Here is a 24,649-nt window from a genome sequence, read left to right as displayed (position 1 = left end):
GAAGACGCAAGGCTCGGCCCCTATGCTGATCACGTTTCCACAGCCGCGCTAGGGGGAAGGGCCGCCCGTGCCACAACACCGTCTGACCGCGCTCGCCGCCATCCTGTGCGGCGCGCTCCATGCCGCCCCCGCTCTGGCGCTCGATGACGTGACGATCCGTGGGATCGAAGACGAGGAGCTGCAGGGTCAGCTGCGGAGCGCCTCCTCGCTCGTCGCCTTCGAATCCGAGGACGCCCCGACCCCGCAGGAAGTGCTCTCGGCCGCCCGCGCGGATTATTCCCGCATGCTCGAGGTGATGTATTCCACCGCCCGCTACGGCGCCGTCATCCGCATCTCACTCGACGGTCGCGAAGCCGCCGACATTCCCGTACTGGCCGCGCCCGACAGCTTCACCAACGCCGTCATCACCATCGAGCCCGGGCGCAAGTTCCGCTTCGGCCGGACCGAGATCGGCCCCCGCGCGCCCGACACCGAACTGCCCGAGGACTTCGCTTCCGGAGAATGGGCCCGCGCGCCCGTCGTGCGAGAGGCCGCCAGCAGCACCGTCTCGTCTTGGGAAGAAGCGGGCTACGCCAAGGCCGCGGTCACCGACCAGCGCGTCACCGCCCGACACGCCGACAGGCTGCTCGACGTGATGATCCGGGTGGAGCCGGGCCGACAGGTCACATTCGGCGATATCACCGTATCCGGCGATACCAGCGTCAGCCCCGCCCGCGTGCGCCAGATGGCCGGCATTCCGCGTGGTGAAAGGTTCGATCCCGACGCGGTCGAGGACGCCGGCACCCGCCTGCGCAAGACCGGCACCTTCCGCTCGGTCGTCATCACCGAATCCGAGACCGTGAACCCCGACGACACGCTCGATTTCAACATCGACCTCGTCGACCGCCCGCCGCGCCGCATCGGCGGCGGGATCGAGCTCACCTCGACCGAGGGGCTCGCGCTCACCGGCTACTGGCTCCACCGCAACCTTCTGGGCGGGGCCGAACGCTTCCGCATCGACGGCAGCGTCAGCCAGATCGGCGGCGGCGACACCGACCCCGACTTCCGCCTCACGGCCCGAGGCGAACGCCCGGCGGTCTACGGCGCCGACACGCTCTTCTTCATCGAGGGCGAACTCGCCTACCTCGACGAACCCGACTACCTGACCCGCCGGGCCGAGGTGGCCGTCGGTGTCAGCCAGGAATTCTCCGACACGCTCACCGGCGATCTCGCCGTGGCGCTGTCCTACTCGGACGTGAGCGACCGCTACCTCGGACGCGACGACGACGGCGACTACCCGCGCCGCGAATTCACGCTGCTCAGCCTGCGCGGCGGGCTCGCCTGGGACCGCCGGGACAACCAGCTCGACGCCACCGAGGGCACCTACCTGGAACTCAACGCCGAACCCTTCGTCGACGTCACCGACGCCGAGACCATCGGCGCCCGGCTCGACATGGATGCCCGTGCCTACCGCTCCTTCGGCGCCGACGACCGCACCGTGCTCGCCGGGCGCTTCCAGCTCGGCTCGCTCGTCGGCCCGGATGCCGAGGAGACGCCGCCCGAGTTCCTCTTCTACTCCGGCGGCAGCGGCACCGTGCGCGGCCAGCCCTACAACTCGCTCGACGTCGACTACGGCGACGTGACCCTCGGGGGGCGCAGCTTCGCGGCGCTTTCCGGCGAACTGCGGGTCGGCGTGACCGAAAACATCGGCGTGGTCGGCTTCTACGATGCGGGCTACGTCGGCGGTGAAAGCTTCTATGACGGCAAAGGCAGCTGGCACAGCGGTGCCGGTGTCGGCGTCCGCTACGACACCGTTGTCGGCCCCGTCCGGCTTGACGTCGCAGGCCCTGTCGGTGGCGACACCGGCGAAGGGATCCAGCTGTACCTCGGAATTGGCCAGGCCTTTTGATGCGTTTTCTGCTCCTCTGTCTCACCCTTCTGACGCTCCCCCTCGCCGCCGCAGCGCAGGACGAGGAAAGCGACCGCGGCTTCATCCAGGGGCTGCTGGAAGACGCGCTTTCGGCCGAGGGGCGGACCGTCTCCATCCAGGGCTTCGAGGGCGCGCTCAGCTCCCGCGCCACCATCGACCGCATCGCCATCTCCGACCCCGACGGCGTCTGGCTCACGGCCGAGGACGTCGCCCTCAGCTGGACCCGCGCCGCCCTGCTGCGCGGCCGCATCGCCATCGACGAAATCTCCGTCGGCACGCTCTCCATGCCTCGCAAGCCCTTGCCGGCCGAAGGCGAGGTGCCTGCCCCCGAGGCACGCGGCGCCTTTTCCCTGCCCGAGCTGCCGGTCTCGGTCCGCCTCGACCAGCTCGACCTGCAGGAAGTCTCGCTCGGCGAACCCGTCCTCGGCGAAGCCGCAAGCTTCGCCATCACCGGCTCCGCACGGCTCGAGGGCGGCGCGGGCGAGGCGCAGCTCCAGATCGACCGCCTCGACGCAGGCGGCCAGATCGCGCTCGAAGGCAGCTACGACAACGAAAGCCGCGACCTGGCGATTGATCTTTCGGTCTCCGAACCGCAGGACGGCCTTGTCACCACCCTCATCGGCCTGCCCGGCGCCCCCTCGCTCGAGCTCGGCATCGAGGGTGCGGGCCCCATCGACGATTTCACCGCCCAGATCCGCCTCGCCTCCGACGGCGAGGACCGCCTGTCGGGCACGGTGGAGCTCGACGGCATGCAGCCCGTCGAGGGCGAGGAGCCGGCGCAGAGCTTCCGCGCCGACCTCTCCGGCGACATCGCCCCTCTCTTCGCGCCCGAGTACCGCGAGTTCTTCGGCACCGACATCCGCCTTCTGGCCGAGGGCGGCCGCCAGCCCGACGGCACCTTCGCCCTCCGCACCCTCGATCTTTCCGCCGAATCCCTCAGCCTCACCGGCGCCGCCGTGATCGGCCCAGACGGCTGGCCCCGCTCCTTCGCACTCGACGGCGAGATCGCCGCCGGCGGCGAGCCCGTCCTGCTGCCCATCGCGGGCGACCGCACGCTCATCGGCCAGATGCGGCTCTCCGCCGGCTTCGACGCCGACGAGGGCGAGGGCTGGAAACTCGATGCGCAGATCAGCGACCTCGACCGCCCCGACCTCGACGCCGACAGCTTCAACCTGCGCGGCTCCGGCACCATCGACCGCGAGGCCGGCCAGGTCACCGGTGACCTCTCCCTCGACGCCGCCGGACTCGATTTCGCGGACGAGGCACTGGCACAGGCCGTGGGCGACCGCATCACCGGGGATCTCACCGCCGCCTGGACCCGCGACAACCCGATCCGCCTCACCGCCATCGACATCGGCGGCGCCGACTACGGGCTGACCGGCGACGTGACCATCGACCCCGACGGGGACCCGATCACCGTCACCCCCGACCTCACCCTGCGCGCCCGCGACCTCTCGCGCTTCGCCGCGATCGCACAGCTCGACGGCCTGCAGGGTGCCGCCGGTCTCGACCTCACCGGCACGTTCAGCCCCCTCACGGGCCGCTTCGACCTCGGCCTGGGCGGCACCACCAGCGACCTCGCCCTCGGCATCGAACAGGTCGACCCGCTGCTCGCTGGCACCGGGCGCCTGCGCCTCGGCGCCGTGCGGGACGAGACCGGCACCCGCCTCGATCCGCTCCGCATCGAGACGCCCGCCGCCCTGATCGAGGGCAACGCCGCCCTGCGCAGCGAAGGCACCACGGCGAACCTCAGCGCGCTGATCCGCGACACATCGCTGGCGCTTCCCGGCCTCGAAGGCCCGACCTCGCTCACCGCCGAGGCCCGCCAAGACGGCGAAAGCTGGAACGTCACCGCCGAACTCGACACCCCCGGTGACGGCGCGCTGCGCGTGAACGGCACCGCCCGCGCCGACGGCACCTACGCCGAGGGCACCGTGACCGGCGCCATCGGCGATCTCTCAGCCTTCTCCACGCTGGCCGGACGCGACCTCTCCGGCGCCATCAACCTCGACGCCAGCGGCAGCGGCAACCCGGCCGAGCGCACCTTCGACGTCACCGCCGAGACCATCACCCGCGACGTCGCCGTATCCCTCGGTGCCTCGCAGGCGCAGCTGCCCGGCACCACGCGGCTCGATTTCTCGGGCACCCGCGCCGCCGACGGCACCATCGGAATCCGCCAGCTCGACATCGACGGCCCCGCGCTCACCGCAAGCGCCAGCGGCGATCTCGGCCCCGAGACCGGCGCGCTCGACCTCACCGCCAGCATCCCCGACACCGCCCGCTTCGTCCCGGGCGTCACCGGACAGGCCTCGCTTGAAGGCACCGCGCGCCTCGAGGGCGAGGAATGGACCTTCGACGCCGACCTCAGCACCCCGGGCGAAGGGCGCCTCCGCGCGCAGGGCACCGCGCTCGCCGACGGCACCTCCGTCGAGGGCACCCTGCGCGGCGGCATCGCCCAGCTCTCGGCCTTCTCCGAACTCGCCGGCCGCCCCATCAGCGGCGCCGCGGGCTTCAGCGCCAGCGCCTCGGCCAATCCCGCCGAGGGCAGCTTCGATCTCAGCCTCGGCGGCACGCTGCGCGGCCTCACGACCGGCATCACCCAGGTCGACACCCTCGTGCCCGGCACCAACAACGTCGAACTCGACGCCGACCGCACCGCCGAGGGCGTGCTGACCATCGAGCGTTTCGAGATCACCGGCCCGCAGATCACCGGCAGCGCCTCGGGCAGCACCGGCGCCGAGCAGAACAGCCTGCAATTCCAGGCCCGCCTCGCCGACCTTGGCCGGCTCGTCTCGGACCTGCCCGGCGCCGCTACCATCCAGGGCAGCGCGCAGCAGTCGAACGGTGGCAACTGGCAGGTCAACCTCGACGGCAGCGGCCCCGGTGGCGTCACGCTCGACGGCGGTGGCTCGATCGCACCCGACGCCAGCACCCTCTCGCTGAATGTGACCGGCCGCGCCCCGCTCGCCATCGCCAACCCGCGGCTCGCTCCCAACACGATTTCCGGCGTCGCGAACTTCAACATCTCGGTCAACGGCCCCCCGGCGCTCTCGTCGGTCTCCGGGCGCATCACCACCGAGGGCAGCCGCCTGAGCCTCCCCGGCCCGGGCGTCGCCCTGAACGGCATCACCGGCGACATCGCCCTGTCGGGCGCCCGCGCCGAGATCACCCTCGACGCGGCGATCTCCAATGGCGGCGACATCGCCGTGCGCGGCCCGATCACGCTCTCGCCGCCCTTCAACGCCGACCTGCGCACGCGCATCGACAACGCGCAGCTGCAGCAGGCGGGTCTCTACGAGACCACCGCCAACGGCGTGGTGACCTTCTCGGGCCCCGCCACCGGTGGCGCCACCATCGGCGGCACCCTCACACTGGGCGAAACAGAACTGCGCATCCCTCAGATCGGTCGCTCGTTCGAGCTGCTCGACGGTCTCGAACACCAGGCGCCGCCGCCCGACGTGCGCCTCACGCTCGCCCGTGCCGGGCTCGGACCGCGCGACGACGACCCCGGCGCCGGAAGCGGCGGCGGCACCGCCTTCCCGCTCGACCTGACGATCTCGGCCCCCAACCGCATCTTCGTGCGCGGCCGCGGTCTCGACGCCGAACTGGGCGGCAGCCTTCAGCTGCTCGGCACCACCGCCAGCGTCGAGCCGCAGGGCCGGTTCGAGCTGATCCGCGGCCGTCTCGACCTGCTCGGCAACCGCCTCGAACTCGACGAGGGCGCGGTCCAGCTGCAGGGCGATTTCGACCCCTTCATCCGCTTCGTCGCCACGACCGAAACCGACGATCTCGAGATCACCATCACCATCGAGGGCCCCGCCTCCGAGCCCGATCTCGACATCTCCTCCTCGCCCTCGCTGCCGCAGGACGAGGTCCTCGCCCAGCTGCTCTTCGGGCGTGACATCGGCAGCCTCTCGGCCCTGCAGGCCGTGCAACTCGCCGCCGCGGTCCGCACGCTCTCGGGCCAGGGCGGCCTCGGCCTCACCAACAGTCTGCGCGAGAATCTCGGTGTGGACGATCTCGACATCGGCATCACCGAGGAAGGCAACGCAGAGGCCCGCGTCGGCCAGTACCTGACCGAAAACATCTATTCCGAGGTCAGCGTGAACAGCGAAGGCAAGACGCAGGTGAACCTGAACCTCTCGGTCACCGACAACGTCACCGTGCGCGGCCGCGCCGAAGCCGACGGCGAAACCGGCATCGGCATCTTCTACGAACGCGACTACTGAGCCCGCAGGCCCGGACGGGGCGTCCACACCAGGAAGCCCCGACCAGCCCCCCCCTGACAGGGGGCCTAGCGGAGCCTCACTCGAAAGCGGGGCACCCCACCAACCCGACCCCACAACACATCCCCTCTCCCCTCGGGGGAGAGGGCCAGGGCGAGGGGGAGAAACCAGACGACGAAGCCCCGTCGAACACGGACAAGTGTCACCGCCCAAACCCGGGACAATCCTAACAGGTGGTTAAACCGTCCCTGTAACCCATTGATTTTTATATAGCGCCAAGATGTCCCGGCCCGGGACACCCCGAACCTCAGTCCGGGACACGATCCCCCATGGCCTCCCGCCAGTGGCGGCGGCAGAGGCTCACGTAGGTCTCGTTGCCGCCGATCTGGACCTGCTCGCCCTCGCGTACCGGGCGCCCGGTCTCGTCCTGCCGGATCACCATGGTGGCCTTCCGTCCGCAATGGCAGATCGTCCGGACCTCGCGCATCTCGTCGGCCAGCGCCAGCAGCGTGGCCGAGCCGGGGAACAGCTCTCCCCGGAAATCGACCCGCAGCCCGTAGGCCATGATCGGCACGCCAAGGTCATCGACCACCCGCACCAGCTGCCAGACCTGCGCCGTCGTCAGGAACTGCGCCTCATCCACGAAGATGCAGGCAATCTCACGGGCCTCCAGATGGGCCTTCAGGCGCGCGAAAAGATCGTCCTCGGGCACGAAGGTCTCGGCGGGACGTCCCAGCCCGATCCGCGACCCGATGCGGCCCTCGCCCGCGCGGGTATCCACCGCAGCCGTCAGCAGCAGGGTTTCCATCCCGCGCTCGTTGTAGTTATGGGCAGCCTGCAGCAGCAGGGTGGATTTGCCCGCGTTCATCGTGGAGTAGTGGAAGTGCAGCTTGGCCATGCCGGTGCTCTTGCCGCCTCCCGCCTCCCTTGGCAACATCTCCTCCGCGAAAGGAGCCCCATGTCCACCCCCAACGTCCACGACAAGATCCTGACCGACCGCGGCTCCAAGTACGCCGTCGCCGGCGGCCCCGCCGCCAGCAAGGAAGAGGCCGAGGCACTGGTCGCCGAACTCAAGCGCAACAAGCGCTTCGCCAAGGCCACGCACAACACCTGGGCGGTGCTTTTATCGGACGGGGGTCCGGTCAAGAACGATGACGGCGAAAGCGGCGCGGGCGCCGTGATCCTTCGCATGCTCGAACGCGAGGAGCTCTTCGACCACGTGGTGATCGTCACCCGCTGGTTCGGCGGCAAGCACCTGGGCGGCGACCGCTTCCGCAGGGTGCAGGATTGCGTCCGCTACTACCTCGATCAGCTCTGAAGGCTCAGACCAGCCGGCCCCAGAGATCGTATTCCCCGGCCTCGTCCACCTCGACCGTCACGAACGCGCCCGGCTCCAGGTGCCCGGCATCCTCGTCGATGAAGAGGTTGCCATCGATCTCCGGCGCGTCGGCCTTGGTGCGGCAGGTGGCGATGCCCTCATCGTCCACATCGTCGACGAGCACCTGAATGACCTGTCCCACCTTCTTGGCAAGCTTGGCCTCGGAGATGGCCTGCGCCTTTTCCATGAAACGGTCCCAGCGCTCCTGCTTGAGCTCGTCGGGCACGTGGTCGGGCAGCGCGTTCGACCGCGCGCCGGCCACGTCCTCGTACTGGAAGCAGCCCACGCGATCGAGCTGCGCCTCGTCGAGCCAGTCGAGCAGCGTCTGGAACTCGGCCTCGGTCTCGCCGGGATAGCCCACGATGAAGGTCGAGCGCAGGGTGATGTCGGGGCAGATCTCGCGCCAGGCGGCGATCTCGTCCAGCGTCCGCGACCCGGCGGCGGGCCGCGCCATGCGCTTCAGCACGTCGGGGTGGGCGTGCTGGAAGGGGATGTCAAGGTAGGGCAGCACCAGCCCCTCGGCCATGAGCGGGATCATGTCGCGCACGTGGGGATAGGGGTAGACGTAGTGCATCCGGACCCAGGCCCCGAGCTGCCCCAAGTCGCGGGCAAGCTGAGTGATCGGGAACTTGCTGTCCCGCTCGGCCCAGTCGGTGCCGTAGGCGCTGGTGTCCTGGCTGATGACCAGCAACTCCTTCACGCCCGCCTCGACCAGCCGCTCGGCCTCGCGCAGGACGGCCTTCTGCGGGCGGCTCACCAGCTTGCCGCGCATGTCGGGGATGATGCAGAACTTGCACTTGTGGTTACAGCCCTCGGAGATCTTGAGGTAGCTGTAGTGCCGCGGGGTGAGCGAGACCTCGGCCTTGGGCAGCAGGTCCACAAAGGGATCGGGCGCGGGCGGCACGGCGGCGTGCACGGCGTCGAGGACCTGTTCGTACTGATGCGGGCCGGTCACGGCCAGCACCTTGGGGTGCGCGCCGGTGATGTACTCGGGTTCGGCCCCCAGGCAGCCCGTCACGATCACGCGGCCGTTCTCGGCCAGCGCCTCGCCGATGGCGCCCAGACTTTCGGCCTTGGCGCTGTCGAGGAAGCCGCAGGTGTTCACGATCACCGCGTCGGCCCCGCCGTAGTCGGGCGAGATGCCGTAGCCCTCGGCCCGAAGACGGGTGAGGATGCGTTCGCTGTCGACCAGCGCCTTGGGGCAGCCGAGGCTGACCATGCCGATGGTAGGCTGGCCCTTGCGGCGGCTTTCGCGGACGCGGGCGCTGGCGAGATCGGGGCGAAGATCGGGGGGATTCTGAACCATGGCCCCTCATATAGGCGCCGCCCAGCCCTGCAAAGCCCCGTCAATCAGGGCTCGCGCGCAGGTGAATCAGGAGGGACGGGACAGGTCGGTCCCGGGATGTCCCGGGCCGGGACATCTTTGCGCTCTATAGAAATCAATGAGTTACACAGAGCGAATTAACCACCTGTTAGGAATGTCCCGCGGGACAGCCCCCTGGGACGCGGACGCAGGCCGAGGGAAAGGCCCTCGTGCCAACCCCCGGCCCGTGCGTTCCGGAACAACCCGCCGGGAAAGAGCGAGGCCATAGGGACCGCGCCCAAAGGTTTCCGCTGCGTTATCGAAGATCTCGCTTTTTGGCAAAATTTTGTCTAAATTTTGTTTGCCGCCCCATGATTCGAGGGGATGCGCATTTTATTCAGGAGCTCGCATTATGAGATTTTCACCGGGCAGGATTGCGCTCGCCGCCGCGATGGCCCTGGCGTCGCTTGCATCGACGGCGCAGGCCGTCACCTTCAACCTTGACTGGTCCGGCCTGTCGGCAGGCGAATTCACCACCACCGGCACCGGGTTTTCGCGCACGCTGAACGGCGTCACGGTCACGGCAACCGGCTACAGCGTGTCGATCCCATCCTCCGGCGGGGCGGGCAGCATCAGCGGGCCGCTTCCCGCGATCGATGTCGCGGCCTGCACCAACCTGAACCCGGCCCTCTGCCCCGGGGGCCGCGCCAACGGGCTGCGGCTGTCGCGCGCCGGTCTCGGCATCCGCTCCGAGACCTCTACCGCCCTCGGGTTCAACGGGCACATGGATTCCAACGGGAATTACATTTCCGAACTCGTCCAGTTCGATTTCTCGATTCCCGTGTCGATCGGCGCGATCGTCGTGGACGACGTGTCGAATTCGCCGCGCGCCATCTGGTACGCGGCAAGCGCCTCGCTGGTGGATCTGACCGGAGATCCCGCGGATATCGCTTCCAGCCTGCAGATCTTCAACAGCCCCGACGATGCCACCGACGGGATCTTCTCGCACGAGGCGAACCTGACCGGAGTCACATCGCTTCTGGTCGGAGCGCCCTTCTGGCAGGGCCCCGACGCACCGGCCCGCTCGAACTTCTACGTGTCGGGCCTGTCGGATGTCTCGGCCACCGAGACGGGCGGACCCGTGGCCTCGCCGGTGCCGCTGCCGGCCGGGCTTCCGCTGTTGCTCGGCGCGCTGCTTGGCGTGGGGGTCCTAGGCCGCCGCAGGGCTGCCGCCTGACCGGGTCGCGTTCCCGGGCCATAGGCCTGTCCCGCGAATGCGGGGCAGGCCGCCTGCGAAAGTCCCGTCGGTGCGCCGGGTTTTTGCTTTCAGAGGCCGTCTCGCGACTCACCCGTGCGCCGGATGACCGCCACCGACGGAGCACCCCAGCCCCGACACCCTGCGAAACGACGACAATTCCCCGACCGGACCCGAATTGTCGACCCGACGTAACGTTTGTGGCCAAATTTAGCCATCTCGAACACGTTTCGCTTGGGGAAGACATTTTTAAGCCGTAAATCCGCTTCGAACCGATTTCCCAGGTACGAGTCCACAGAGGTTTTCATGCGGATCATTCAACACGGCCTTGCCCTCGCCACGGCGGCCTTCCTTGCTTCTGCCGGCGCATCGCAGGCCGCCACACTCGACGCCGAAGGGCTGATTTCCTCCTTCGGGACGATTGCCCTCGGCGACTACACCCTGAAGTCGCACACCGAGGCGCCGGTCTATGTCGGCGGCAACTTCGACAGCGACCAGTCGATCACCCCGCGCGGCAACACGCAGGGCACAGTGACGCCCTCGATCAAGGGCACGCTGGTCGTCGGCGGCGATCTGGCCGGTCGCCCGACCATGAACAACGGCACCGTCGTGACCAACACGATGTCAGGCACCGTGCAGGGCGGCAACAACACCGTCACCACCGGTGCAAGCGTTCCGGTTCAGGACGTGCGCAACGCGATGGAAGGTCTGTCGAAGGACCTGGCCCAGCTTACCGATACGGGCGCGAGCTACGATTTCAGCGACTGGAACCAGATGAGCCTGTCGAGCGGCACGCCCGTGGACGGCTTCTCGGTGCTGAACCTTTCCAGTGCCGACTTCCTGAAGACCGGTACGCTGAAGACCTTCGGCAACCTCGCCAACACCTTCATCGTCAACGTGGCCGGGTCGGTCATCAACATCGGCGCGAACTTCAACCAGGACGATTCCTCGGTCATCTTCAACTTCTACGAGGCCACCGAGGTCAACGTGAACAGCACCTTCGGCTTCGGCATCCTGTCGCCCTTTGCGACGCTGAACCTCAACGCCGGAGGCACCGACACCTTCGTGGTCGGCAACGATGTGAACCAGTACACCGAGGTGCGCGGCACCTTCACCGGCACGCTGCCCTCGCCCGTGCCGCTGCCGGCGGCCGGCTGGCTGCTGCTGGGCAGCATCGGTGGCGTGGCCGCCCTGCGCCGCCGCCGCAAGGCCGCCTGATCCCGCGAGTTCCGTCTCCTGAGAGACGAAAAGCCCGACTGCCATGATCGGCAGCCGGGCTTTTTCATGTCCGGATGGCGGGTGCCTCAGGTAAAGGTGTTGTCCCGCGGGAAACCGCGCGGCGCCATGCGGCCAGTGCCGGCCCGCTTGCCCAGCCATTCGGTCAGGTCGCTCTGCGTGCGCGTCCGTCCCGCCGGGTCGAGCCATGTCAGGCCGTCGGCCAGCGCGAAGGTGCGCAGATCCGACATCCCGCCGTCGCGGTACTTCTGCAGGCGCACGCCCTTGCCGCGGGCCATCTCGGGCAGCTCCTCGATCGGGAAGACCAGCACCTTGCGGTTCTCGCCCACCACGGCCACGTGGTCGCCCGTCACCGGCTTGCAGATCTTCGCCTTGACCGGCGCCTTGACGTTCAGCGCCTGCTTGCCGCTGCGGGTCTGGGCGACGACCTCGTCCTCGGTCACGACGAACCCGTCCCCGGCCGAGGAGGCCAGCAGCAGCTTGCGGCCGGGCACGTGGATAAACAGATCCACGATCTCGGATTCGTTGGGCAGATCCACCATGAGACGCAGCGGCTCGCCCATGCCGCGCCCGCCGGGAAGCTGGCTGGCCTGCAGCGTGTAGAAGCGCCCGTTCGAGCCGAAGACCAGCAGGCGGTCCGTCGTCTCGGCATGGAAGATGAAACGCGGCCCGTCGCCGTCCTTGAACTTCAGCTCGCGGTTCAGGTCCACGTGGCCCGACAGCGCCCGGATCCAGCCCATCTGGGAACAGACCACGGTGATCGGCTCGCGCGGGGTCATGGCCTCGAGCGGCACCTCTTCGGCCTCGCTCGCCTCCGAGAAGGTGGTGAGGCGCTTGCCGCGGATATAGTCCTTGCCGAAGCGCTTCTTGCCCTCCTTCAGCTCCTCGGCGATGCGCTGCCATTGCAGATCCTCGGAGCCCAGCAGCGCCACGATCTCGGCGCGCTCGGCCTCCAGCCGCTCCTTCTCGGAGCGCAGCTCCATCTCTTCCAGACGCCGCAGGCTGCGCAGGCGCATGTTGAGGATGGCCTCGGCCTGCACGTCCGACAGGCCGTGGTCGCGGCCCGCGTAGCGGCGCGGGATGGTGCGCTCGTCGCCCTCGACCAGATCCGGCGGCGCCTCCGCCTCGGGGTCCGAGGTCATCTCGAGCGCCGCCTTGTCCACGCCTGCCAGCGGCGAGACATAGTCGCGCTCGTCGGTGGCGCGGCGGATGCCGACTTGGTGGGTCTCGGACCAGTCCTCGTACATGAGCGCGATCTTGGGATCGTCGTCGTAGCGGATGATGTCGATCACCCGGTCGAGGTTGAGGAAGGCCGTCATCAGGCCCGACAGCACCTCGAGCCGGTTGTCGATCTTGGCCATCCGGTGCCGCGACCGGCGGGTGAGCACATCACGCCGGAAGTCGAGGAAGGCGCGCAGCACCTCCTTCAGCGAACAGACCTTGGGCGTCAGCCCGTCGATCAGCACGTTCATGTTGAGGCTGAAGCGCACCTCGAGGTCGGAATGCTTGAACAGCATCCCCATGAGCATGTCCGGATCCACGTTCTTGGACCGCGGCTCCAGCACCATGCGCACGTCCTCGGCGCTCTCGTCGCGGATATCGGCGAGAATCGGGATCTTCTTGGTGGTGATCAGTTCGGCCAGCCGCTCCACCAGCTTGGACTTCTGCACCTGGTAGGGGATCTCGGTCACGACGATCTGCCACTGGCCGCGACCAAGGTCCTCGATCGCCCAGCGCGCCCGCAGCCGGATGCTGCCCCGGCCCGTGCGATAGGCCTGCGCGATGTTGTCGGCGGGCTCCACGATGACGCCGCCAGTGGGAAAGTCCGGGCCCGGCACGTATTGCATCAGCGTATCGTCTGCCGCCCCGGGCGAACGGATCAGGTGCAGGCAGGCGTCGATCAGCTCGACGATATTGTGCGGCGGGATGTTGGTGGCCATGCCCACCGCGATGCCGCTGGCGCCGTTGGCGAGCAGATTCGGATAGGCCGCCGGCAGCACCACCGGTTCCTGCAGCCGCCCGTCGTAGTTGGCGCGGAAATCGACGGCGTTCTCGTCCAGTCCCTCGAGCAGCGCCTCGGACATGACCGTCATGCGCGCCTCGGTGTAGCGCGAGGCCGCCGGATTGTCGCCGTCGATGTTGCCGAAATTGCCCTGGCCGTCGACCAGCGGATAGCGGATCGTGAAGTCCTGCGCGAGCCGCGCCATGGCGTCGTAGATCGCCGCGTCGCCATGCGGGTGGAAGTCCCCCATGGTGTCGCCGCTGATTTTTGCCGATTTCAGGAAGCCACCGGCGGAACTTAGCCGAAGCCTGCGCATTGCATAGAGGATACGGCGATGCACTGGCTTCAGCCCATCGCGCGCATCGGGAAGGGCACGGTTCATGATCGTGCTGAGCGCATAGGTCAGATAGCGCTCCCCGATGGCTCTGCGCAGGGGCTCGGCCATATCGCCGGGGTTCATGTTGGGGTCGACGGCGTCATCATCCATAGATGCGCTCATATCCGTCCCTTGGAACTCCGTAAAGCCACGGTCGGCACCTGACGCGCGGGCACTGCTCCGACGCGGCCGGCCCAGCCATGTCTGCAGGCAGGGGCGCCTGCCTTGAAAGGGAACGACAAGATGCTGCTGCGACTGACTTCCGTGACCCTCATTGTGCTGGGAATGTCCTGGTACGAACTTTCCGGCGGAGAAGACTTCGAGCCCGGCGACACCGGCGTGACCCTGGTGGCCGTGCCCGACAGCGCCCGCCCCGCCCCCGACACCCGGGTGGCCAGCGCCGAGGCGCCCGCGGAGCCGCAGGACCGCAGCCCGGCGGCACATCTGGTCCAGGCCTCGGCCGAGCTGGCCTCGGGCCTGCGCAGCCCGATCATCAGCACCGCCAATGCCGCGCCGGCGGAGGCGCAAGCCGCTGTCCCGCAGGCCACCGTGCAGAAGGCCTCGCTCGAGACCACCACCCCCGCCGCCGCGCCGGAACCCGAGTTGCACCAGGTCACCGGCACCGTGGTGAACCTGCGCATGGGCCCCGGCACCGACTTCAACGTCGCGGGCCAACTGCGTGAAGGCACCCGCGTGAGGGTCCTGCGCGAGATGGAAGGCGGATCCTGGGTGAAACTGCGCGCCGTGGACGAGGGGCGCATCGGCTACATGTCCGCGCGCTTCGTCGCCCCCGCGGGTTGACACCCGCCCCCGGTCATAAGGGTGCCAAGCCCTTCTTTTCGCCCGAAATACCTCGGGGGTGAGCTGGCCGCAGGCCAGGAGGGGGCAGAGCCCCCTGCCCCGCGCCCCGCGGGGCTCCCGCAGGACGGAGCTGGCGCGACACCTGCCGGACCTTGACCAGCCCGGTAGAGAGGCGTTTTACGGTCCGGACGCGCCCGGTGGCGCCTTCCCGGAAAACGGCCCGGCATGATCAGAAGCAAGTTGAAGTTCACGCTGCGCCGCCTGCGCGAAAAGCTATGGATCAAGCCTCTCGGTTACGTCCTGCTGGCCGTCGCAGCGGTCTATCTTGCCCAGCTGGCGGACAGGCTGCCGCCAAGCGACCTCGTGCCGGACATCAGCTACGAGACGCTCGACAAGCTGCTGAGCGTCATCTCGGCAAGCATGCTGGGCGTGGCCACCTTCGCGGTGGCCTCCATGGTCTCCGCCTATGCCTCGGCCAGCAGCACCGCGACACCGCGCGCCTTCGTGCTCGTCCTCGCCGACAGCCTCTCGCAGACGGCCCTGTCGAGCTTCATCGCGGCCTTCATCTTCAGCATCGTCGGGACCATCGCGGTCAAGACGCAGTATCTCGACGTCGCCGGTCGCTTCGCGATGTTCCTGCTCATCCTCGCGACCTTCGCCTGGGTCATCCTGACCTTCGTGCGCTGGGTCGACAACATCGCCCGTCTCGGCCGGATGGAAAACACCATCGAGCGGATCGAGGTCGCCACGCGCGAGGCCTTCGGTCACTGGAAACCCTGGGCGCCGCTCGACGCGGTCCCCGCCACCGAACTCCCCTCCGGCGGCGTGGACCTGCATTCCGAGACGCTCGGCTTCATCCAGCATGTCGACGTGGAAACCCTGGAAGACTGGGCCGAACGCCACGATGCGGTGATCTACCTGCGCTCGCTGCCCGGCGCGCTCATCACCGCGCGCAGACCGCTCCTGACCGTCCGGCATGCGCAGGAGGACAGGGAGCTGGGCATGAGCGAACTGCTGGACGCCTTCGTCCTGGCACCGCGACGCAGCTATGAGACCGATCCGCGCTTCGGGCTGGTCGCCCTGTCCGAAATCGGCTCCCGTGCGCTGTCTCCGGCGGTCAACGATCCCGGGACCGCCATCGACATCGTTGTCCGCGTCGCCCGCATTCTTTGCGACTGGCAGTCCCGCCCGCCAAAGGAAGATCGCGAAGACCCCACCTTCAGGCGGGTCCGCGTGCCCGGCCTGCGACCGCAGGATCTTCTCGACGACGCCTACGCCGCGATCATCCGCGACGGCGTCGGGTCGGTGGAGCTGGATATCTGGGTGCAGAAGGCGCTGGGCCTGCTGGTGCACCAGGGCGGCGAGACGCTTGGCGACCCGGCCGCGGCGCAGGCGCGGCTGGCGCTCGACCGGGCCGAGCGCGAACTGGACTTCCCGGCGGACGTCGAGCGGGTCAGACAGGCGCATGCCATCGCGATGGCCGGCGAGGACCCCTCGTGGGACCTGGTTCCGGCGACACGATGATCGGACCCGGCTCCGCTGCGGGACCGCGCTTTCCCTTTTTCACCACAGCCTCTAAGCGGGAGACATGACGCGTTCCATCCTCATCACCGGCTGCGCCTCCGGCATCGGGCGCGACGCGGCTTTCACCCTGTCGAAGCAGGGCTGGCGCGTCTTCGCCACCTGTCGGCAGGAAAAGGACTGCGCCACCTTCCGCGCCGAGGGGATCGAGAGCTTCCGGCTCGACTACACCGATCCCGCCAGCATCGACACCGCGCTGGCGCAGGTGCTCGACGCCACCGGTGGCACGCTCGATACGCTCTTCAACAACGGCGCCATGGCCGTGCCCGGCGCGGTCGAGGATCTGCCCCCCGGCGCCCTGCGCGAGATCTTCGAGACCAACGTGGTGGGCTGGCACGACCTGACCACGCGGGTGATCCCGGTGATGCGCGCGCAGGGACACGGGCGGATCGTGCACCATTCCTCGGTGCTGGGCTACGTGCCGCTGCGCTGGCGCGGCGCCTACGTCGCCTCCAAGCACGCGCTCGAGGGGCTGACCGACACGCTGCGGCTGGAGATGTCCGACACGCCCATCGACATCGTCACGCTCAACACCGGGCCGATCGGCACGAACATCCGCGTGAATTCCATCCCCTATTTCGAGAAGTGGGTGGACTGGAAATCCAGCCCCCGGCGCGACCAGTACGAATCCACCCTGCTGAAGCGGCTCTACGAAAGCAGCGGGCCGGATACCTTCGAACTGACCCCGGGCGCCGTGACCAAGGTGCTGATCCGCGCGCTCGACGCGCAAAACCCGCGCCCGCGCTACTACATCACCACGCCGTCCAAGCTCATGTCCGTCGCGCGGCGGGTGCTATCCACTCGGATGCTCGACCGGCTGATCCTGCGCGGCGGCTGACCGCATCTCGCAATCCCGCGCATTTCGGCTATCTGTGGCGCAGGACCTGGAGGTGACATGGGACAAGATCCGCTTTTCATCGTGATGGCCATCGCAATGGTGGTGGTCGTCCTCATCCTGTTCTTCGGCATCGGAAGCTTTGCCAAGGGCGGGGAATTCAACAAGAAATATGCCAACAAGGCCATGCGCTGGCGGATCGGGGCGCAGTTCATCGCGGTCGTTCTGATCCTGCTCTTCGTGCTGGTCCGCGGCGGAGGAGGCTGAGACCTTGGTCAAGCTCAACAAGATCTACACGCGCACGGGCGACAAGGGCGACACCGCGCTCGGCAACAACACCCGCGTCGCCAAGTTCGACCCGCGGGTCGAGGCCTACGGCACCGTGGACGAGCTGAACTCGGTCGTGGGGCTCGCGCGGCTGCATGCCAAGGGCGACACCGACGACTCGCTGGGGCGCATCCAGAACGATCTCTTCGATCTGGGCGCCGACCTCTGCCTGCCCGAGATGGACAAGGATGCCGAACGCGACTACCCGCCGCTGCGGATGCACGAAAGCCAGGTCACGCGGCTCGAGACCGAGATCGACGCGCTGAACACGACGCTGGAGCCGCTGAAAAGCTTCGTGCTGCCGGGCGGCACGCCGCTGGCCGCGCATCTGCACCACTGCCGGACGGTGTCGCGCCGCGCCGAACGCCTGACCGTGCACCTCTCCACCGAGGCCGAGATCAACCCCGAGGCGGTGCGCTACCTCAACCGCCTGTCGGACTGGTTCTTCGTGGTGGGCCGGGTGGCCAACGACGAGGGCCGCGCCGACGTGCTCTGGCAACCGGGCGCCAACCGCACCTGAACGATCAGAGCCCCGAGAGCATCCGCGCGATCTGAAGCGCGTAGCGGTCGGTCATGCCGGAGGTGAAATCCGTCATGGCATGAAGCGCGCTCTCGGGGCCGCTCACGTCCCGCAGGTCAAGCGACAGCGCGCGCACGATCTGCGCCGAGGGTCCCGGCAGCCGCTCGGCGTCCCAGCCGACCCGCGCCAGATCCTCGAAGACCGGCAGGATGCCGGTCAGCACGTTGCGGATCACCTGCCGCCCCGAAACCTCGAGCTCGGTCTTGCGCGCCGAGGTGAAGATGCGGTCCTTGGCGATCCCCTCGATCTGCGCGAACTGCCCCGCCAGCGGCGAGGCATCGACGAGCGACTTGGAAAACGCGCCATCCATGATCGCATCGTAATTCTCGATGAAGGCCTGCGTGCAGGCGGCGATGGCGCTGCCGATGGCGAGCGAACGCAGCAGCGCGATGTGCTCGGTCCGCGTCAGGCCGCCGGTCTCGCGGTTGGGGCGCCCCGCCAGCGCATCCAGCGCCTCGCAGACCGTCTCGAACGGCAGATCGCCCGAGGTGAAGGCGTCTTCCAGATCGACGATGTTGTAGCAGATGTCGTCCGCCGCCTCGACGATGAAGACCAGCGGATGCCGCCGCCACCAGCCCTCTTCGGCGGGCAGGCCGCAGCCATCCGCCACCTCCGTGAACAGCGCACGCTCCCCCTCGAACACACCGAACTTCTTCAGGCCCGCATAGCCCTTGCGGGTCTCCTCGGGCAGCGCCGCGCGGGTGCGGGCTGTGACGGGGTACTTCATGAAGGCGCCCAGCACGCCCTTCGACAGGCGCATCCCGCCGTCGCCGCGGTACATCTCGAGCTGCGCGAGGATGCGGAAGCCCTGCGCGTTGCCCTCGAAGGCGGTGAACTCGTCCCGCAGGCCTGCGTGGAGATCGGCCAGCAGCCCCTGCGCCCGGTCGAACCCTTCCGCGAACCAGCCACCGATGGCGGCCTCGCCCGAATGGCCGAAGGGCGGGTTGCCGATGTCGTGCGCGGCGCAGGCGGCCTGCACGGCATTCGACAGGTCGTGATCCTCGCCCCGCGCCAGCGCGCCCTGCCCGATCAGCCAGTCGCCCACGCGCATGGCGATGGAGCGCCCGACGCTGCCCACCTCGACCGAGTGGATCAGCCGGTGGTGCAGGTGATCGTGGTGGTAGAGCGGGTGCACCTGCGTCTTGTTCGCCAGCCGCCGGAAGGGGGCCGAGAACACGATGCGGTCGTGGTCCTGCACGAAGATCGACCGGGTCTTGCCCTCGACGTATTTCGGATCGCGGAGCCTTTGGTCCGACAGCAGTTCTTCCCAGCGCACGGCATGCCCCCTTCGGTGATCTGTCCCACGGCCCTGCTACCCCGGGCGGGCGCCGCGCGAAAGCGCCTCAGGCCTCGCGCGTGGTGCCGCGCCACATGCAGGCGTGCCCGAGATCCAGCACCGCGGCCCCTTCGGGGCGGGCGGTGTCGGCCAGTGCGATCAGCCGGTCGACGGAGTCGTGGCCCATCCGGTAGCGGTCCGTGCGCACGGTCGAAAGCGACGGGTTCAGCTCTTCCAGCAGGTCCATGTCGTTGAAGCCGACAATGCCGAAATCCTCGGGCATGCGGATCGCGCGGCGCTGACATTCGAGATAGGCGCCCAGCGCGATGTCATCGTTGTTGGTGAAGACGGCATCGGTGTCGGGATACCGCGCGAAGAGATCGGCCAGAAGCTGCGCCCCAAGCCGCGCGGACGAAGGCATGGGCGAGGTGGCGATGCGCTCTTCCCCACCGCTGTCGCCGATCACGCGGCGATAGCCCGCAAGGCGCTTCTGCGAACGGGTGTCCATGCGCGCCCCGAGGAAACCGATCCGCTCGTAGCCACGCGCCAGAAGCCCCGCGACAGCCTCGCCCGCGGCCCTTTCGTGGTCGAGCCCGATCACGAGGTCGATGGGATCGACGTCGGTGTCCATGATCTGCACCACGCGGCAGTCGGCCTCGCGCAGCATTTCGGTGGCGGCCTCGGTCTGTTCGCCGCCGGCGACGATCAGGCCGGCGGGGTTCTGCTGGAGGAAGATGCGGATGAGCTTTTCCTCTTCCAGCGGGCTGTACTTGTGGTTGCCGATCTGGATTGCGTGGCGCGTGCCGTGGGCCCGGTCGAAGGCGCCGCTGACCACGTCGAGGTAGACGTTGTTGTTGAGCGAGGGCAGCAGCAGCCCGATCACGTCGGTGCGGCGCGAGGCCAGCGCCGAGGCCGCGGAGTTCGGCACGTAGCCCAGCTTCTCGACGGTCTCCATGACCCGTTTGCGCACGGCGTCCGAGACCTTTTCGGGGTGGCGGAAGCACCGGGACACGGTGATCGCGCTAACCCCCGATTCGCGGGCGACGTCGTTCAACGTGGGCGCATAGCGGGATTTCTTTTTACTCATATCAGTATCTTATCAGATTACAGACGATCCTATGTCAACTGACATTGCCAATGACAGCGCAATCATTCACGGTTGTGTCACCTTGAAGAGAGCCAAAGAGACACGAGGGAGCAGCACATTGGATCTGGGGGGAGCCGTCCTGATGATGGGGACCAGCGGGTCCGGGAAAAGCACGCTTGCCATGGGGCTGGCGCGGCAACTCGGGGCCACGTTCCTGGAAGGGGACGACTTCCATTCCGCGGAGAACCGCGCGGCGATGACCGCCGGCACCCCGCTGACCGACGAGATGCGCTGGCCCTGGCTCGACGAGCTTGGCGCAGCGGTGCGCGGGGCGCGCGAGACGGGCGACGTGGTGTTCAGCTGCTCGGCCCTGAAGCGCATCTACCGTGACAGGCTGCAGCAGGTCGCCGGTCCGTTCGAGATCGTCTTCCTGACCAGCCCGCGCGAGATCATCGCGCAGCGCATGGCCGAGCGCGAGCACTTCATGCCGGGCGACCTGCTCGACAGCCAGCTTGCCGCGCTCGAACCGCCCACACCCGACGAGGGCGCCTTCGTCCTCGATGTCTCGGGGGGCCATGACGACACGCTGCGGCAGCTCGTCGACGAGGTGACACCGCGCCTGCACGGCGCATTCCAGAAGACCCGGTCGGGCTGAGGCCCGCCGGACCATACGACGCAGAGTTCTGAGGGAGGAACGCATGAAACTGACCCAAATTGCCCTTGCGGGCACCATCACGGCGCTTGCGGGCGCAGCCACGGCGCAGGAATACACCGCGCGGTTGCCGCTCGACGTGCCCGAGAACAACCCCAAGTACGCCGCGGCCGAGATCTTTGCCGAGGCCGTGTCCGAAAAGACCGACGGCGCGGTCGAGATCCAGCTCTTCGGCAACTCGCTGCTGGGCGGTGAGGTCGAGGTGGCCGAGGGCATCCGCCTCGGGTCCGTACAGGCCGGCATCCTGACCTCCTCGGTGCTCGCGCAGTGGGTGCCCGAGGTTCAGGTGCTCGACCTGCCGTTCATCTTCAACAGCGACGCACACGCCGTGGCCATGAACGACCCCGTGACCGAGGCGCTGCAGGACGACTTTGCCGAGGCGGGTTTCCACCTGCTGGGCTTCACGCCCAACGGCGCGCGCGCCGTCATCAGCAAGGAGCCCGTGCGCCTGCCCGAGGACGTCGAGGGCAAGAAGATGCGCGTGATCCAGAGCGACCTGCACGTGAACCTGTGGGAAACCGCGGGCGCCAGCCCGACGCCGATCCCGCATCCCGAGATCTACAACTCGATGCAGACCGGGGTGGTCGACCTCTTCGACAACACCGCCTCCAACTACTACTCCGAGAGCTGGTACGAGGTCGCGCCCTACTACACCAAGCTGAACCACATCTACGCCATCGGCAGCTGGGTCTTCTCCGAGGAGTGGTGGCAGAGCCTTCCCGAAGAGCACCAGACCGCGATCGAGGAAGCCGCCGCCGAGGCGCAGCAGCAGCAGCCCGAGCTTCAGGCCGAGCAGGACGCGCAGGCGCTCGCCCAGACCGAGGAAGCCGGCTCGACCATCATCAGCGACATCGACCGTGATGTCTGGGTCGAGAAGCTGAAGCCCGTGCGCGAAGAATACGCGGCCAAGATCCCCGGCGCGGAGGAGTTGCTGGAGATCATCGCGGAGGCGGACCCCGAGGCCGGGCCGGACGCCTGATCCGCGACCGTGTAGGACGCGGGCCGGGGATCCTCCCGGCCCGCAAGCGTTTCAAATCCCCCCCCGGGAGGAGGTCTGTCGTGATGCCCGACTACGGCATGGAAGAATTTCCCGAATCCGGCGGTCACGCCCATAACGCGACGCGCGGCCCGCACTGGCTCGAAGTCGTGGGCAAAGCCCACGTGCTGACCGACCGGGTCGCCGCGACGGCGGCCTTCGTGATCCTCTCGGCCATGTCGGTGGTCGTGCTGGCCGGCGTGATCAGCCGATACGTCTTCAATGACGCGCTGTCGTGGAGCGAGGAATTCGCGCTGTGGTCCTTCACCTGGCTCATCTTCACCGGCGCCGCCGTGGGGATCGGCCGGGGCGGCCACGTGGCCATGCGGGTGCTGACCGACATGCTGCCCGAACGCTGGCAGTCGCCGGTGGCCTTCCTGCGGGACGTGGCCATCTTCCTCACCATGACGGTCTTTGTGCTGAAGGGCATGGTGCTGATCGAGCGCGTGGGCGGCACCAGCCCGACGCTGGGGCTGCCGAACCCGCTGCGCTATTCCATCATCCCGATCTCGGGCGTGCTGGGCGCCTTCCTGCTGCTGACCGAGAACACCGAGGCGCCGGGCGTCCTGCTGCGCCGGGCGGCTTCGCTCGTGGGGGCGGTGGCGCTCTATTTCGCGCTCGAGGCGGCGGCCCCGCTGCCCGTGATCTCGGGCTGGTCGCAAAGCACGGTGATGCTCGCGGGCTTCTTCCTGCTGATGTTCATCGGCACGCCGATCTCCTTCTGCCTCGTGGGCAGCGTGGTGCTGACCACCTGGACCGGGGGGATGCTTCCCGCGCAGGCGGTGCTGCAGAACGCGGTCGCAGGCGCGGGCAAGTTCATCCTGCTCGCCATCCCCTTCTTCCTCTCCGCCGGCTACCTGCTGAACCTCGGCGGCCTCTCGGGCCGCCTGATCGACTTCGCGGGCAGCCTCGTGGGCCACTTCCGCGGCGGGCTCGCCCACGTCAACGTGCTCAACAGCCTGATGCTGGGCGGTGTTTCGGGATCGACCAGCGCCGACGCGGCCACGACAACCAAGATCATCGTGCCCGAAATGGTCAAGCGCGGCTATTCCCCGGCCTTCTCCTGTGCCGTCACCGCCGCCTCGGCCCTGCTGCCCAACGTGGTGCCGCCCGCCATCGCCATGCTGGTCTTCGCCTCGGCGGTGGACGTGTCCATCGCGCAGCTCTTCATCGGCGGCGTGGTGCCGGGCTTCATCCTCGCCTTCGCGCTGATGGTGACCTCCTACATCATCGCCCGCCGCCGCGGCTACGAGGCCGCCTCGAAACGCGCGCCGCTTTCCACCGTCTGGTCGACCTTCCTCAAGGCCTTCCCGGTGCTCGTGGTTGTGGTCGTGGTCCTTGGCGGCATCCGCTTCGGCGTGACCACCGCGACCGAGGCCGGCGTGATGACGCTCTTCTACGTGTTCCTGCTCGGGAAGTTCGTCTTCAACGCCTATTCCTGGGGGACCTTCTTCCGCAACTTCCGCGAATGCGGGATCGAGGCGGCCACCGTCGCCTTCCTGATCGCGGCCTCCGCGCCCTTCGCGTGGGTGCTGATCGCCGACCGCGTGCCGCAGGATCTCGTCGCGCTGATGAGCGACGGCATCGACTCGCGCATCGTCGTGCTGCTGCTGATGACCGTCTTCCTGCTGGGCATCGGCATGTTCCTCGACCTCACCCCCGCCATGCTCATCACCGCGCCGCTCTTCATGCCGGTGCTGGCGGGCTTCGGCGTGGACCCGGTCCAGGCGGGCATCGTCATGATCATCGCGCTGCAGCTCGGCGGCGTGACCCCGCCGGTGGGCATCCTCGTCTTCGTCTCGGCGCAGGTCGCCAAGGTGGAGCCCGGGCCCGTCTTCCGCGCCGCCATCCCCTTCATCTTCGCCACGCTCGTGGTGATCGTCCTGCTCGAGATCTTCCCGGCCCTCACCACGGGGCTGTGGCACCTGCTCGGCTGACGCCAAGGACTAACTGACAAGGAGCTTCCATGTCCCCCCTCTTCGACCTCACCGGCAAGCGCGCCCTCATCACCGGTTCCAGCCAGGGCATCGGCCTCGCGCTGGCGCGCGGGCTGGCGCAGCACGGCGCCGCCGTGATCCTGAACGGCCGCACCGAGGCCAAGCTCGAAGCCGCCGCCGAGGAGCTGCGCGCCGAGGGCTTCACCGTCGAGACCGCCGCCTTCGACGTGACCGATCCGGCGGCGGTGAAATATGCCGTCGACGGGATCGAGGGCAACGGCCCCATCGACATCCTGATCAACAACGCCGGTATGCAGTTCCGCACCCCTCTCGAGGATTTCCCCGAAGAGGAATGGACGCGGTTGATGCGCACCAACGTGGACAGCGTTTTCTACGTGGGCAAGGCCGTGGCCAAGGGCATGATCGCCCGCGGCGCGGGGCGCATGGTCAACATCGCGTCGGTGCAGGCCGAACTCGCCCGCCCCGGCATCGCGCCCTACACCACCACCAAGGGCGCCGTGCGCAACCTGACGCGCGGCATGTCAACAGACTGGGCGCAGCACGGCCTGCGGGTGAACGCGCTGGCGCCGGGCTATTTCAAGACACCGCTCAACAAGGCGCTGGTCGAGGACCCGGCCTTTACCGAGTGGCTGCAAAAGCGCACCCCGGCGGGCCGCTGGGGCAATGTCGACGAACTGGTCGGCGCGGCGGTCTTCCTGGCAAGCGATGCCGCGAGCTTTACCACCGGGCAGACGATCTTCGTCGACGGCGGCATCACCACCAGCCTGTGAT

Annotated in this window: 19 protein-coding genes; 14 read left to right on the top strand and 5 right to left on the bottom strand. The window is 68.2% G+C overall.

Annotated features, from left to right (window positions below; all coding sequences use genetic code 11):
* Positions 1–67 precede the first annotated feature (67 nt).
* Together C8N44_RS12750 and C8N44_RS12745 are read left to right on the top strand one after the other, a co-directional pair.
* The gene (locus tag C8N44_RS12750) at positions 68–1,888 is read left to right on the top strand and encodes an autotransporter assembly complex protein TamA (RefSeq protein WP_107977136.1); all 1,821 of its coding nucleotides are present in this window, start codon (positions 68–70) and stop codon (positions 1,886–1,888) included.
* A complete protein-coding gene (locus C8N44_RS12745; protein WP_107977134.1) occupies positions 1,888–6,138 on the top strand; it encodes a translocation/assembly module TamB domain-containing protein in 4,251 nt (1,416 codons plus the stop codon). Before C8N44_RS12750 ends, C8N44_RS12745 begins: the two co-directional genes overlap by 1 nt.
* Positions 6,139–6,442: 304 nt before the next feature.
* On the opposite strand, the gene C8N44_RS12740 is transcribed toward C8N44_RS12745, so the two are convergent.
* On the bottom strand, positions 6,443–7,033 hold the full coding sequence (locus C8N44_RS12740) for a thymidine kinase (protein ID WP_107977132.1): 591 nt from the start codon (positions 7,031–7,033) through the stop codon (positions 6,443–6,445).
* 60 nt (positions 7,034–7,093) lie between these two features.
* Here C8N44_RS12740 and C8N44_RS12735 point away from each other — a divergent pair, with 60 nt between their 5' ends.
* Positions 7,094–7,453, top strand: coding sequence for a YigZ family protein (locus tag C8N44_RS12735; protein ID WP_107977130.1), 360 nt, complete (start codon positions 7,094–7,096; stop codon positions 7,451–7,453).
* Between the two features lie 4 nt (positions 7,454–7,457).
* On the opposite strand, the gene rimO is transcribed toward C8N44_RS12735, so the two are convergent.
* Entirely contained in the window at positions 7,458–8,819 is a 1,362-nt protein-coding gene (rimO, locus tag C8N44_RS12730) for a 30S ribosomal protein S12 methylthiotransferase RimO (RefSeq protein ID WP_107977128.1), read from the bottom strand.
* Positions 8,820–9,228: 409 nt separating this feature from the next.
* Here rimO and C8N44_RS12725 point away from each other — a divergent pair, with 409 nt between their 5' ends.
* Positions 9,229–10,053 (top strand): hypothetical protein, encoded by an 825-nt coding sequence (locus tag C8N44_RS12725; RefSeq protein WP_146178842.1) that lies wholly within the window; start codon positions 9,229–9,231, stop codon positions 10,051–10,053.
* A gap of 324 nt (positions 10,054–10,377) precedes the next feature.
* Positions 10,378–11,289, top strand: a complete 912-nt coding sequence (locus tag C8N44_RS12720; RefSeq protein ID WP_107977235.1) for a collagen-binding domain-containing protein — start codon at positions 10,378–10,380, stop codon at positions 11,287–11,289.
* Between the two features lie 86 nt (positions 11,290–11,375).
* Here the strand turns inward: C8N44_RS12720 and C8N44_RS12715 are convergent, their stop codons facing one another.
* Complete coding sequence (locus C8N44_RS12715) at positions 11,376–13,796, bottom strand: DNA topoisomerase IV subunit A (protein WP_107977124.1); 2,421 nt, start codon at positions 13,794–13,796, stop codon at positions 11,376–11,378.
* Positions 13,797–13,910: 114 nt separating this feature from the next.
* Between C8N44_RS12715 and C8N44_RS12710 the strand changes: the two genes are divergently transcribed.
* The 5 genes from C8N44_RS12710 to C8N44_RS12690 all read left to right on the top strand — a co-directional run bounded on the left by C8N44_RS12710 (position 13,911) and on the right by C8N44_RS12690 (position 17,749).
* Positions 13,911–14,486 carry an SH3 domain-containing protein gene (locus tag C8N44_RS12710; RefSeq protein WP_158274049.1) on the top strand — a complete coding sequence of 192 codons (576 nt, stop codon included), beginning with the start codon at positions 13,911–13,913 and terminating at the stop codon, positions 14,484–14,486.
* 225 nt (positions 14,487–14,711) lie between these two features.
* On the top strand, positions 14,712–16,010 hold the full coding sequence (locus tag C8N44_RS12705) for a DUF2254 domain-containing protein (protein WP_107977120.1): 1,299 nt from the start codon (positions 14,712–14,714) through the stop codon (positions 16,008–16,010).
* A 64-nt stretch (positions 16,011–16,074) separates the two neighbouring features.
* Positions 16,075–16,905, top strand: a complete 831-nt coding sequence (locus C8N44_RS12700; protein ID WP_107977118.1) for an SDR family NAD(P)-dependent oxidoreductase — start codon at positions 16,075–16,077, stop codon at positions 16,903–16,905.
* A 57-nt stretch (positions 16,906–16,962) separates the two neighbouring features.
* The gene (locus C8N44_RS12695) at positions 16,963–17,169 is read left to right on the top strand and encodes a twin transmembrane helix small protein (RefSeq protein WP_107977116.1); all 207 of its coding nucleotides are present in this window, start codon (positions 16,963–16,965) and stop codon (positions 17,167–17,169) included.
* Positions 17,170–17,173: 4 nt separating this feature from the next.
* On the top strand, positions 17,174–17,749 hold the full coding sequence (locus tag C8N44_RS12690; protein WP_107977114.1) for a cob(I)yrinic acid a,c-diamide adenosyltransferase: 576 nt from the start codon (positions 17,174–17,176) through the stop codon (positions 17,747–17,749).
* A 4-nt stretch (positions 17,750–17,753) separates the two neighbouring features.
* Here the strand turns inward: C8N44_RS12690 and dgt are convergent, their stop codons facing one another.
* Positions 17,754–19,085, bottom strand: a complete 1,332-nt coding sequence (gene dgt, locus C8N44_RS12685; RefSeq protein WP_107977112.1) for a dGTP triphosphohydrolase — start codon at positions 19,083–19,085, stop codon at positions 17,754–17,756.
* Between the two features lie 67 nt (positions 19,086–19,152).
* Positions 19,153–20,172, bottom strand: a complete 1,020-nt coding sequence (locus C8N44_RS12680) for a LacI family DNA-binding transcriptional regulator (protein ID WP_107977110.1) — start codon at positions 20,170–20,172, stop codon at positions 19,153–19,155.
* A 142-nt stretch (positions 20,173–20,314) separates the two neighbouring features.
* Here C8N44_RS12680 and C8N44_RS12675 point away from each other — a divergent pair, with 142 nt between their 5' ends.
* The 4 genes from C8N44_RS12675 (at position 20,315) to C8N44_RS12660 (ending at position 24,648) form a co-directional block, all read left to right on the top strand.
* Positions 20,315–20,827: a gluconokinase gene (locus C8N44_RS12675; RefSeq protein ID WP_244641078.1), complete on the top strand. Its 513-nt coding sequence runs from the start codon at positions 20,315–20,317 to the stop codon at positions 20,825–20,827.
* A 43-nt stretch (positions 20,828–20,870) separates the two neighbouring features.
* Positions 20,871–21,863 carry a TRAP transporter substrate-binding protein gene (locus tag C8N44_RS12670; RefSeq protein WP_107977106.1) on the top strand — a complete coding sequence of 331 codons (993 nt, stop codon included), beginning with the start codon at positions 20,871–20,873 and terminating at the stop codon, positions 21,861–21,863.
* An 83-nt stretch (positions 21,864–21,946) separates the two neighbouring features.
* A complete protein-coding gene (locus tag C8N44_RS12665; RefSeq protein WP_107977104.1) occupies positions 21,947–23,857 on the top strand; it encodes a TRAP transporter large permease in 1,911 nt (636 codons plus the stop codon).
* 29 nt (positions 23,858–23,886) lie between these two features.
* A complete protein-coding gene (locus C8N44_RS12660) occupies positions 23,887–24,648 on the top strand; it encodes an SDR family oxidoreductase (protein WP_107977102.1) in 762 nt (253 codons plus the stop codon).
* Position 24,649: the final 1 nt, after the last annotated feature.

It is taken from the genome of Allosediminivita pacifica (genome assembly GCF_003054175.1).
GTDB lineage: Bacteria > Pseudomonadota > Alphaproteobacteria > Rhodobacterales > Rhodobacteraceae > Allosediminivita > Allosediminivita pacifica.
Note: the sequence above shows the minus strand (reverse complement) of the source record. Positions and strands in the feature narration are given on the sequence as shown.